The organism is Parashewanella spongiae, assembly GCF_004358345.1.
GTDB classification, from domain to species: Bacteria; Pseudomonadota; Gammaproteobacteria; order Enterobacterales; family Shewanellaceae; genus Parashewanella; species Parashewanella spongiae.
Genome location: NZ_CP037952.1, coordinates 868,154 through 880,278 on the forward strand (window position 1 = coordinate 868,154; position 12,125 = coordinate 880,278).

8 protein-coding genes are annotated in these 12,125 nt (G+C 41.9%); 3 read left to right on the top strand and 5 right to left on the bottom strand.

Annotated elements, in window-relative coordinates; genetic code table 11:
* Window positions 1-53 precede the first annotated feature (53 nt).
* The 5 genes from E2I05_RS03105 to pepB form a co-directional block, all read right to left on the bottom strand.
* Window positions 54-1,283 carry a dicarboxylate/amino acid:cation symporter gene (locus E2I05_RS03105; protein ID WP_121853955.1) on the bottom strand — a complete coding sequence of 410 codons (1,230 nt, stop codon included), beginning with the start codon at window positions 1,281-1,283 and terminating at the stop codon, window positions 54-56.
* Between the two features lie 551 nt (window positions 1,284-1,834).
* A complete protein-coding gene (gene mrcB, locus E2I05_RS03110; RefSeq protein WP_121853954.1) occupies window positions 1,835-4,162 on the bottom strand; it encodes a penicillin-binding protein 1B in 2,328 nt (775 codons plus the stop codon).
* A 22-nt stretch (window positions 4,163-4,184) separates the two neighbouring features.
* A complete protein-coding gene (hrpB, locus tag E2I05_RS03115; protein WP_121853953.1) occupies window positions 4,185-6,707 on the bottom strand; it encodes an ATP-dependent helicase HrpB in 2,523 nt (840 codons plus the stop codon).
* Window positions 6,708-6,855: 148 nt separating this feature from the next.
* The gene (locus E2I05_RS03120; RefSeq protein ID WP_121853952.1) at window positions 6,856-7,671 is read right to left on the bottom strand and encodes a hypothetical protein; all 816 of its coding nucleotides are present in this window, start codon (window positions 7,669-7,671) and stop codon (window positions 6,856-6,858) included.
* Window positions 7,672-7,956: 285 nt separating this feature from the next.
* Window positions 7,957-9,237, bottom strand: a complete 1,281-nt coding sequence (gene pepB / locus E2I05_RS03125) for an aminopeptidase PepB (protein WP_121853966.1) — start codon at window positions 9,235-9,237, stop codon at window positions 7,957-7,959.
* 107 nt (window positions 9,238-9,344) lie between these two features.
* Between pepB and sfsA the strand changes: the two genes are divergently transcribed.
* The 3 genes from sfsA to gluQRS all read left to right on the top strand — a co-directional run bounded on the left by sfsA (window position 9,345) and on the right by gluQRS (window position 11,759).
* Window positions 9,345-10,046, top strand: coding sequence for a DNA/RNA nuclease SfsA (gene sfsA / locus E2I05_RS03130; protein WP_121853951.1), 702 nt, complete (start codon window positions 9,345-9,347; stop codon window positions 10,044-10,046).
* Between the two features lie 280 nt (window positions 10,047-10,326).
* Window positions 10,327-10,770 carry an RNA polymerase-binding protein DksA gene (gene dksA, locus E2I05_RS03135; protein ID WP_121853950.1) on the top strand — a complete coding sequence of 148 codons (444 nt, stop codon included), beginning with the start codon at window positions 10,327-10,329 and terminating at the stop codon, window positions 10,768-10,770.
* A 125-nt stretch (window positions 10,771-10,895) separates the two neighbouring features.
* Window positions 10,896-11,759: a tRNA glutamyl-Q(34) synthetase GluQRS gene (gene gluQRS / locus E2I05_RS03140; protein WP_121853949.1), complete on the top strand. Its 864-nt coding sequence runs from the start codon at window positions 10,896-10,898 to the stop codon at window positions 11,757-11,759.
* Window positions 11,760-12,125 lie beyond the last annotated feature (366 nt).

A 12,125-nucleotide genomic window follows, 5' to 3' on the forward strand; every position in this document is an offset into this window, starting at 1 on the left:
TGTGAATAAAAAAATTAAAAGGGGGAAGTGGCGCCCCCTCATGCAGTTACAAATTAAATCTGATGTTTCTTTTCCGTTTGGTCAACAATGGTTACTACGGCACTGTCGCCAACGACATTGCTAGACGTCACAAACATATCGATGATACGGTCGATTGCCGCAACAATAGCAAATGCTTCAATGGGTAAGCCTGTTTGGTGGATTAACACACCTATCATCACCATACCGCCACCCGGTACACCGCCAGCACCCACAGACAGCAAAAAGATACTGAATATTAAGGCGGGAATTTGCTCCATAGTAAATGGCGTGCCAAAGGCGTTGGCTACAAAGAAAATTGCCACCGTAATATAAATGGATACCCCGCCCATATTCATGGTCGCGCCAAGTGGCACACCAAAACCAGCAACGGCTCTATTGACACCTAACTTTTCAGTCAGGGTACGCATAGTGACAGGAATGGTGGCATTCGAGCTGGCTGTTGAAAGCGAAAACAATACTTGCTCTTGAGTCTTATCTCGGAACGTTTTAGCTGAAATGTTAGTAAATAAGCTCACTGCAAATGGGTAAACCACAAAAATCCACAATACCAACAAAACTAAAATCAATATCACGTATTCAGCTACGCTGATGAAGGCGTCGGCTTGTAATGTTGCGCCTAATTTAAACATCAAAGCAAATACACCAACAGGGGCAAGATTCATCACAACAGTGATCAATTTCATCATGATTTTGTTGGCCGTTTGGAAACCTGAAACAGCGCTTGAAACGTGCTCACCCAACGACTTAATTACACCTCCAACAAGTAATGCCATGAAGATAATTTGCAGCATGTTGCCATCGTAAAACGCTCGAATTGGGTTACTTGGTACAATGTTTACAAGTAATGACATTAAATTAGGTAGCTCAGTTGCAGTGATAGCAACTTGAGAATCACTGCTCATGTCTACACCTGAGCCGGGTTGTAAAATTAATGATACGGTTAATGCTGCACTGATGGCGACGACGGTATTAATGATATAAAAGCCAAAGGTCTTGCCACCTAGTCGCCCGAAACTTTTTAAATCCGGTAATTCACACACACCGCATACAATACTGACGAAAACCAAAGGCACAACCAGCATCATGATCATATTAACGAACATGCTGCCAATGCCACTAAAAAAGCTAACCAAAGATCCCGAGAAAAAACTGATATCAGCCAATGCATATTGCACTGTCGTGCCCAGCAGTAGACCGAGAAATAGACCAATAAAAATTTTGGCCGAAAGTGACTTCATCATAATTTATCGCTACCCAATGTTGTTGTTCTATTGCTTCCAAGCTCGTTTTTATTAAGCAAAGATTTTTAATCTAGTCGAGAAATATAACACTTACCGCTCCCAAAAGTCACAATAGAAATTCATTGAGGCTTCAAGGGTAAAAGTCTTACCTGATTACCGACAAAGCTCAGTTAATACCAGTTACAGTAATCTCTCACTCAACAAGAGCTAGGGGATCTAGCGATTTAGAAAGTACCAATCTTTGTCATACCAGCGAAGGCTGGCATCCAGTGACTTTCTATAGGAAAAAGCAAAGGCACTAGACTCCAGCCTGCGCTGGAGTGACGAAAACTCATCGGTATACTTTCTTCCGCAACTTTCCTAAAGGTTTTTTGGTATAACTTTGTCGTCACTCCAGCTAAAGCTGGAAAAGAAGTAACGACAGCTTTTTATGTCGGTAGTCTAATGGTTTTCTCGTTTTCTAGAAAAAACACTAGATACCAGCCTACGATGTTATGACGATATAGTAACTGAATTTTTCAATAAATTATTTAATGGGTAATCAAAAAATCTTAAAATACTTTTTGCCACCAAGATAAAGGCTTGCCACAGTTTTCAACGGGTCGATAACTTTGTTTTACTGCGGGCAATGACACCACACTTTCACAGCTAGCTTGTTTGGCATCGCCATTGGTTTTATCAAAGTAGCCTGTAGTGATATTACTCGGTGGGGATAGTCTCAAACTAATTGGTGCTCGGTTTTTCAAAAAGTTTTGATAAATTGCCATTGCACCACTGCTGCCGTACAAGTGTGTTTTACTGTTGTCATCTTTGCCTACCCATATGGCGGCCACATTACGCTCATCAAAACCCGCGAACCATGAATCACGATTATTATTACTGGTTCCCGTTTTCCCTGCGAGACGTGTATTGGGGAAAGCCTTTCCTAATCGTGCTGCTGTGCCAGACTGCACCACTTGATTCATGGCGTATTGGATTAAATAAGCCGTGCTTGGGTCAATGGCTTGCTCAGCATCTGCTTGGTAGGTGATGATCAGCTTATCTTGATTATCCAGAACATGAGTGACAGCCTGTAGAGGTCTAAAACGGCCATTATCAGCGACAGTTTGGAAAATTTGAGCCACCATATATGGTGACCCATTTAAGGCTCCCAGCAACATGGATGGATAACCGGATACAGGCTCTTTCCAGCCAGAGTCCATTAATGTGTCAACGACGTTATCTAAACCTAATGCCATGCCTAAATTTACCGTAGGTACATTGCGTGATTTTTTAAAGGCATAGAGCAATGGTACTTGGCCGAGAAACTTCTTATCCACGTTTTGTGGCGACCAAGTTTTTCCTTTACCATTTTTAAGTGTAATTGGCTGATCGGCTAATGGCGTTGCTAAGGTATACACGTTTGGCTTAGCCAATGCAGTTGCATAAACGAAGGGTTTGACTAAGGAACCAATAGGGCGACGAATGGTCATTGCACGATTATAACCACGGTAATCAGGTCGACGATCGCCAACCATAGCTGCAATTCCTGCGTTATATTTGTCCGTCACTACCATACCGGCTTGAACATTTTGCGGTTGTTTATTTAAGCGTTTCATTGTATCAATTACCGCTTTTTCTGCCGCTTTTTGCGCCAGTGGATCTAAGCTAGTGTAAACCTTAATTCCGGACTGTTTGAGTAACTCTGGACCATATCGCTGGGCGAGTTCTTGCTTCACCAAATCGAAGAACGCTGGCAGTTTTGAGCGAACGTCTCGCTCGCTATTTCTCAGGCCTAATGGAGAATTAACCGCAACACGGTATTGCTGGACATTAAGATCGCCAGCTTCCATGAGCAATCTCAGTACCAAATCGCGACGTTGCTGAGCTCTTTCTGGGTTCCTCCAAGGGTTGTAATAGGATGGACCTTTAATCACAGCCACCAAAAATGCTTGCTGTGATAAGGATAATTCTCGGATGGGGCGTCCAAAATAAAATTGCGATGCGAGTCCCATACCATGAACTGAACGAGACTTATCTTGCCCCATATACACTTCGTTCAGGTAAGCCTCTAAAATTTCATTCTTGCTATAGCGATAATCGATAATGATCGCCATTAATGCTTCTCTTGCTTTACGCACTAATGTTCGTTTACTGGTTAGAAAAAAGTTCTTTGCCAGCTGTTGAGTTAGGGTTGACCCCCCTTGAACAGTGCGGCCAGCAGAAATATTAACAAATACCGCGCGTAAAATAGCAAGAGGACTAACACCATGATGGAGATAAAAGTCCCGATCTTCAGTTTGTAATAGTGCTTTGACCACTAGTGGCGGTATCTTCTCTGAAGGAACAAATAGGCGATCTTGACCATCATTGGTAATGATCCTATCCAGTAATTTCGGCTCCATATAAAAAACGGCCAGTTGCCTGCCATCAGGACGAGTGACTTTATTAATGCCTAATGAGTCGAAACTTATCATCACTCGCTGCTCAGATTGACTGCCTTCAGGGTGTTGAAATGGGCGCCGCCATAAATCCACTTTTGTTTTTGAAGCTGAAAATTCACCCACTTGTTGAGGGTGACGAACTTTTCGATAACCTAAGAGTTTTAATTCTGAAATAAACTGTTGATGACTTATGGCCGCAGAAGGATAGAGCGCCATTGAGCGGCCATAAATTTGAGCGGGCAAATGCCATTTTTGGCCTTCAAATTTACGTGCGATGATTTGATCTAAATAAATGCCATAGCTGCACACAGCGACTAAGATAATTAATGCCACTTTCCAAAAAAACGACCAAATTCGCCTTAATACACCAGAGCTTACTGTTTTCTTCGTTTTCGCTTTAGTTTTGTTTTTTGCTTTTGCTGGTGGCTTTTTAGTGCTTGCCTTAGGCTTAGTCATTAATATCCTGCTTGATTTTAAATCAGTTTTTTGCGAGTTTTCTTTTTGTTAGCTTAGTCGCTTGAGCTTGTAGTGGATCGTCTGGCCATGGGTGCTTGGGGTAACGACCTCGCATTTCTTTTTTTACTTGCTCATAAGAGCCACTCCAAAATGCCGCTAAATCAGCAGTAATTGCTAAAGGACGCCTAGCTGGAGAAAGTAGCTCCATAGTAACTAACAGCTTGCCTTTAGCCAAGCTTGGGCTTTGTGCCTGCCCAAAAGCTTCTTGCAGTTTTAAGCTCATTAAGGCTCGACCATCTTCGGTATAGCGTATTGGTGCTTTAGTACCAGTAACAAGCGACCATTTTTCAGGAAACTCTTGATTGAGTAATTGCTGTTGTTGCCAATCAAGTTGGTTGAATATGAGCTGAAACGTATCAAGTTTCGCCAACTGTTTTAAATTGTTTATTTCAGTAACATATGGAGCTAACCAATCTTTGCAAGTACTAAGCAAACTTTTTGCATCGACATCTGGCCATTTCATGGTTTCACTCAACAAATTTTTTGCCAGTTTTATCCGGATTTGTAATTGTTGTGTGTTTTCAGGCCATTCGAGTAAATCTAGGCCTTTATTCTCAACTTGCTGAAGAATTGCTTGCGTGCGTTGCTCTGTAGATAGCTTTCTTATTGGTTCACGTTTAATGACAATTGCGCCTAATGCGTGCTGCTTCTCTGCAATAAAACGGCCTGTATTTTCATCCCAGCTGCTGTGTAGTTTCGAGGTCACTAAGTAGTCGAGGTGAGTTCCCAATGAAATAGGGTTTAATTGGCAAGCTAAGTAAGCTTTAGCGTTACTTTTGCTTTCGGTCTCTTGTAGAATGGCGATTACGACAAACTTGGCTTGAGCAAGTGACTCTTCTTCGGCAATCACAACACCGCTGCCAATGGCTGTGATAAAACTGCCGTTACCGCGGTTTTTGGCAATTCTATCGGGAAACGCAAACGCTAATAATAAGCCGATATCCTGCCAGCGAGCTAATTGGGTTACTTGGTTTACATTGGCTGAAATCCCAAACTTTGCTAACCATGCCTTGGTTTGCTTTGCTGCTAAACCGCTATGGCTGATATTGAGATAATTTTGAATATCGCAGCCACGTCGAGGTAAACCACGAGCTTCAAGCACACTGGCTAAAACACAGGCTAGAACGAGTAACTGATTATCTTGAGTTGCTGTTAATGCTTGGGCTCGCAACAGCATGTGTGCCAATCTGGGATCGCACCCCAATTCGTATGCTTTTTTTCCTTCAATTGTGAGTTTGTTATCGTTGTCGACAAACTCTAAGCGCTTCAATAAATTCCAAGCTTTTATCTCATGAATTGCTGGGGGTTGGTTGAGCAATGGAAGATCGTTAAACTGCCGAGCTCCCCAATAAGCACAATTATGCGCCATGCTCAGCAAGTCGGCATTCATAATCTCAGGTTCGTCGTTTTCAAGGCGACGTAAATGATCTTCTTCACGCCAAAGGCGAATACATTGTCCGGCACTTACTCGCCCAGCGCGTCCACTGCGCTGAGTCGCTGATGCTTGGCTAATGGGTTTTAAACTTAAGCGAGTGACATCAGATTTTGGGTTATAACTGGCGTGGCGCTTTAAACCACTATCGACAACTGTGCGTATGCCTTCGATGGTTAGACTGGATTCAGCGACATTGGTGGCAAGCACAATTTTTTGTTTTTGTCCTTGCTGGCCAGTATGAGGCTTTATCGCTGCATCTTGTTGTTGATGGCTAAGCTCTCCGTATAATGGCATTACGATACACTGCTGACTGATGCGTTGATCAAGATACGATTGGAGCTTAAGGATTTCAGATTTTCCGGGTAAAAATGCCAATATATCTCCCACTTCATTCATGCTTTGGCTTGTTGATGTCAGCCGGAGGATAGTTTCTCCCATATGATCAAGCCAAGGTGAAGTGCCATGTACGGCTGCACTTTTGGGTGATGAGTAACTGATGTTTACCGGAAAACTCCGGCCTTCGCTTTGTAGGATTATGGCATTGGGCAGCTGAGCTTTTAATTCTTTTTGTGCCAAAGTGGCTGACATTAAAATAATTTTTAAGTCTTCTCGCAGACTTTGTTGTACTTCAAGAGCCAATGCTAACCCTAAATCTGTTGTGAGATGCCGCTCATGAACTTCATCAAAAATGATGGTATCAATGCCTGTTAGTTCAGGATCTTGCTGGATCATTCGCGTGAGTATGCCTTCGGTGACAATTTCTAACCGAGTGTGCTTACTTACTTTGGTTTCACCACGTACTCGATAACCAACTTGTTGCCCAACATGTTCTCCTTTTAGTTTAGAGATATACTCGGCAATGCTACGGGTCGCAACGCGGCGTGGTTCGAGCATAAGGATTTTGCCGCTGATTTCAGGCCAATCGAGAAGAACCGCAGGAAGTGCTGTGGATTTACCCGAACCTGTAGGGGATTGAATCAAAAATTGTGAGCAGGTGGAAAAACTTGCTTTTAATGAAGGCAGTATTGAGTTTATGGGCAATAATTTCAAGATGTGTACTGTTTTAACGTTGATTCTTCGATGTTAACACAAAGAGTAAGATTTGCAGAAAACAAGTATTACGGGTAGTTAAGATTTATCGCTTGAGCAAAGGCTCAGTAATCACTGAGCCAATAACACTGCTGTTGCTAGAGCTTTTCTATCCTTTAAAGCCACCCATGCGATGTAAAGCTTTAGCTGGTGAGCGGGAGCTCGATTCCACGTTTTCAGCTTGATAAAGACTTACTAGCCTTGCAAGTATTAAATCATCTCTGAATATACCTAAGTCTTCCATGAAATATTTTAATTCTGCTGCTTCTGGGCAGTGCTCTAAGAAACTTCTAACCTCTTCGATTTCTTGTAGCGCTTTTTCTGACAAGCCTGAAGCGCTGAAAGAGGATTCTATGTTAATTGATTTATCAAAATTGCAAGCATAACTGTTTGCTTTGCGAATAAGACAAGACATTAATGGTGAGTTCCCCATTGTACACTTATCAAGTATGAGTTTAATTGGTTTTTGTAAAATACGACTGCCCGCAATAACAAAGATGAGCTCATTATCATCATTAAAAGAAACCTTAAACTGGCTTTGAGCTTCAGGCTTTGCCATCTTTTTAAGCTGGTAAAACTTACTGATAATGCCTAGATCTGTGCAATAGGACTCTGCATCCACAGCGTATAGTGGGTTGCTCATCATTGATGCATCAAGTATGTTTTGTTCGTTGTTAAAATCGGCAGCTTCTGTTTGCTCGACCTGATGAGAGTCTTGCGTCCCTTTCATTATATCGCTAAGCAAATCGAGTGCTTTTTGTTGCTTTTGGCCTCTAAAAAAATCGATAAATTTTTCTAAAAAACTCATTGATTTAATTTTGTCCGCATCACCTTCGATAAAAGATTGCGCGCGCGCTTTATTAAGGCCGATGTTTAAATCGGTGTTAGCGTCTTGTGAACGTACAGTGAGTTCAATCATAGCCATAACTACTTCCTCATATGGAAAGGCTTATAATTAAAGATAATGCTTGATTGTAGAGTGTGCAACTTAATGCTTTTATTATGAAAAAAGCTTAATAGCTCAGATAAGAATGGTTTAAGTAACTTTATAAAATCTTTAAGGGTGAGTAGTGCATTAAGTGTTTAAATTCAGTGGTTTGTAAAGTTTTTGTTAAGTGAAACCGCTTTTCGTATCTGCGCCTAAAAATTTTCATTCAGATAGAAAAGCAGCTCTACATGTTACTTATCCAGAGTTCAGGATATTTAGTCTTTAATTATTAATTAACTCTGCAATAGTTAATACACCGTGAGTGGTTGCTCCTGCAGCCCAAAGGGATGAATTATTATCTTCGAAGGCTGCGGCTAAATCCATGTGTAACCAGTTAGCATCTTCTCTTACAAAACGAGATAAGAAGCCTGCTGCATTAGAAGCGCCCCCCGCACCACCACCTTTAGCTGGGCGGCTGTTTGCGGTATCCGCATAAGGGGATGGGCACATGGTTTTATGCCAAGGATCTAGTGGAAGCGGCCAAACACGTTCAGCAACGTCACCAGCCTTATTACGAGCCAGCTCAAGCATTTCAGGTTGTGGTGAGAAAATGGCATTGTAGTTCGTGCCAACAGCCATTACCACTGCACCTGTCAATGTTGCTGCGTTAATGATCAAAGGTGCGCCCGTTTCGGAAGCGGCTTGCAATCCATCAGCAAGTACTAAACGGCCTTCAGCATCGGTGTTTACAATTTCAACCGTGGTGCCATTTTTATAAGTAATAATGTCACCAAGTTTATAAGCGTGGCCACTAATCAGGTTTTCAGCGCAGCAAAGGAACAATTTTACACGCTTTGTTAGTCCTGATTGGATTGCTAATCCTAATGCTGCGGTTACCGTTGCTGCACCACCCATGTCAGCTTTCATACCCAGCATGCCTTCTGAGCTTTTGATGCTGTAACCACCAGAGTCGAAAGTGATTCCTTTACCAACAAGAGCAATATCAACGTCCGCGTTTACATCACCACTTGGGTTGTAATCTAATTCGAGCAATGCTGGTGGGCGTTCACTACCGCGACCAACGGCATGAATACCAGCCCATTCATGAGTCAGCAAGTCATCGCCTTTAATGATTTTAAAGCTGATTTTGTCAGCGGCCAGTTCTTTTAACCAGTTTGCAGACAGTTGAGCTAATGATACTGGTGGGAGATCTTCAGGAGTTGCATTTACTAGTTGTCGTGCAAAAGTTGCACTGTAACGACGGTATTCGAGTTGCTGTTGAACTTCATCACTGCCAGTCCATTGCACCTCGTACCCTGTCTTTGCTGTCGCAAAGCCTTGGAAGAATGCCCATTGGCAGTCAATACTCCATAAATCACCTGCCAGTGAGACTTGGTTTAACCCTTGTGAGCGAAGTTTACGGGCTGCCATTTGTATTTGGCGAAGGTCATCCGAACCTTTTAGATGAATTGAAGCTGAGTTGCTGTCGAAGCTAACATCTGCTTTTCCCCACAAGCTTTGTGGTGGCTGTTGGGTCAGTGCTACAGTAATAAATTGTGTCATTTTATATCCTTGAAGCATAAATTTAAGCGACATTCAGTGTACCTGCAACAATACTCTGAGGGAAATTTGTGTTAGTTTTTAGGCCAAATTTTGTAAGTGAGTGAATTATGGAGTTTGAGCCTGGGCTTGAGTGTGGTGTTTTAATTAAACGTTACAAGCGATTTTTAGCCGACGTTCGTTTGCAAGATGGTTCGGAAGTCACCATTCATTGCCCTAATACAGGCTCAATGAAAAACTGCCAATTCCCTGATCAGCAAGTTTGGTTTTCTACTTCTGACAACCCGAAGCGCAAGTACAGCCGAACATGGGAGCTCATGGAAACCCCAGTTGGTGATTATATTGGAATTAATACTGGCCGAGCCAATCAATTGGCTGCTGATGCTATTAATACTAAGGTGATCCAAGAGCTTGTTGGTTACCACTACATTAAGCGTGAAGTCAAATATGGCAGTGAGAATAGCCGAATAGATATTTTGCTGACGTCGAGCGGTAAACCTGACTGTTACGTAGAAGTCAAAAGCTGTACATTGCTCGAAGATGGAAAAGGTTATTTTCCTGATTCTGTGACCACTCGAGGACAAAAACACCTACGGGAATTAATACAGATGGTAGAAAACGGCCATCGAGCCGTGTTGTTATTTGTTGTTCAACACACGGGAATAGATACTGTCTCGCCAGCAAAACATATTGATCCAGCTTATGCGAGTTTATTCTATGAGGCGATGTATCAAGGGGTAGAAGTTTTAGCCTATAAAGCAGCACTCTCTCCCACAGAATTTGTCTTAACAGATAAAGTAAATATATTATAAGTTTTTATTCTATTGATTTTTATAACTAATTTTAATTTTTAAAATTTTTGATATATCTCGGAGAAGGTGGCTATACTTTCTGGTTATGCTTTGAAGATTAGAGCGGTGGTTAATTACTCTTTTCAGTTATTGTTACGTCTATCTGGATGTTTTATCTGCTATTGAGTCAATTAACGGGCTATAAAGTACTAAAAAATTTGCCTAGCTGTTAAACTTTTGGTATAGATAGCGGCCGTTCTTAAAGACGCCCTAAAACGCAATTAAAGACAGGAGATGCGTTATGCCTGAAGGCAACAAACAACTTGGCGTGCTCGCTATCGCAGGTGTGAGTCCATACCAAGATAAGCCGGGTGAGGAGTATATGAACGCTGATCAGCTGGACCACTTTAAGACTATTCTTGAAGCGTGGAGAAACCAGTTGCGTGAAGAGGTCGACAGAACTCTTAATCATATGCAAGACGAAGCAGCTAACTTCCCTGACCCAGTTGATCGTGCAGCCCAAGAAGAAGAATTCAGTTTAGAGTTAAGAGCTCGTGATCGTGAGCGTAAGCTGATCAAAAAAATTGAAAAAACACTTCAAAAGATTGAAGATGATGATTTCGGTTTCTGTGATTCATGCGGTATCGAAATTGGTATTCGCCGCTTAGAAGCTCGACCAACAGCAGATCAATGTATTGATTGTAAAACACTTGCAGAGATCAGAGAAAAGCAGATGGTTGGCTAATCGCTGCGATTTAGATTTGAGTGGGAAGGCATTGACTTCCCGTTCTTGATCTACTCGTTTTACTTTACATACTGATATCTAATCATAAAAGGTTAAATCAACTCACCTTGATTACACCGCCCGTTATGCCATCACAATATCTTGGCCGTTTTGCTCCATCTCCTTCAGGTTCCTTACACTTTGGTTCACTTGTGGCTGCGCTTGGTAGTTATCTGCGCGCACGATCGGTAAACGGAAAGTGGTTACTGAGAATCGAAGACATAGATCCTCCAAGAGAAGTGGCTGGTGCTGCCGATGATATTATGCGAACGCTTGAAGCCTTTGGACTGTATTGGGATGAAACCGCCCTCTATCAAAGCCAGCGAATTGATGCTTATGAAGCTCAACTCGAACAACTTCGGCTAAATAACCAAGCCTATTACTGCCAATGCACACGTAAGCAGATAAAAGCTATGGGAGGCGTATATGATGGCCGATGTTTTGAGACAAGGTCAGCACAAGGTGCGATTCGAGTTCGCAACTCTGCAGGAGTCTCCCAGTTCAATGACATGTTAAAAGGGCAAGTTAATACCGATGCTCATTTTGCCAAAGAGGACTTTATCATAAAACGCAGTGATGGATTACAAGCCTACCAACTGGCTGTTGTCCTCGATGATGCCTATCAGGGTATTACTGAAGTGGTACGTGGAAGTGACTTGCTTGAAGTGACCTGTAGACAACTTAGCCTTTACCAGATATTTGAATTATCGGCACCCAATTGGATTCACTTACCTTTAGCTTGCACTAAACCTGGTTTTAAACTTTCAAAACAAAACTCAGCAACGGCTGTTGATGCAAAACATCCTCATGAAAGTCTGCAATTAGCGCTGCAATTCCTCAACCAAAAAACTGTGGAGTATCACACTGATATTTCACTTATGATCGAACAAGCTGTTAAGCAGTTTCAGCTGAAGGACATATCAACAGAAAATGAAATTCTGATAAAGTAATTCATGATCATCGCTTTTATGTGTATGATTTTAATTGATTTATGTGTGAGGTGTCAACTTGGTTTATCATCTTCGCATAGCACAAATATGATAGATTTGTGTTGGTTTACATGAATCATATTTAACCTCACCTTAGCTACTAATTATCTCACTCTGAACCATAATGAATGGTAATAAAAATTGTCAGTAAAGGGTAAACTTAAATAAATCGGTTGGGAGCGTTCATAAACGCAGAAAAAATTACAGATAGCAAGGCATGAATAGCAGCAAGTAGTGGTTACCGACATACAAAACTGTCGTTACTTCGTTTCTACTTGCAAAATTTATAACGCAGCTAGCGGCGATTTTGGCAAGTATATGAATGTT

Coding starts and splice junctions, on each gene's coding strand:
- E2I05_RS03105 (WP_121853955.1), bottom strand. CDS start 1,283: ATGATGAAGTCACTTTCGGCCAAAATTTTTATTGGTCTATTTCTCGGT.
- mrcB (WP_121853954.1), bottom strand. CDS start 4,162: ATGACTAAGCCTAAGGCAAGCACTAAAAAGCCACCAGCAAAAGCAAAA.
- E2I05_RS03120 (WP_121853952.1), bottom strand. CDS start 7,671: ATGGCTATGATTGAACTCACTGTACGTTCACAAGACGCTAACACCGAT.
- pepB (WP_121853966.1), bottom strand. CDS start 9,237: ATGACACAATTTATTACTGTAGCACTGACCCAACAGCCACCACAAAGC.
- sfsA (WP_121853951.1), top strand. CDS start 9,345: ATGGAGTTTGAGCCTGGGCTTGAGTGTGGTGTTTTAATTAAACGTTAC.
- dksA (WP_121853950.1), top strand. CDS start 10,327: ATGCCTGAAGGCAACAAACAACTTGGCGTGCTCGCTATCGCAGGTGTG.
- gluQRS (WP_121853949.1), top strand. CDS start 10,896: ATGCCATCACAATATCTTGGCCGTTTTGCTCCATCTCCTTCAGGTTCC.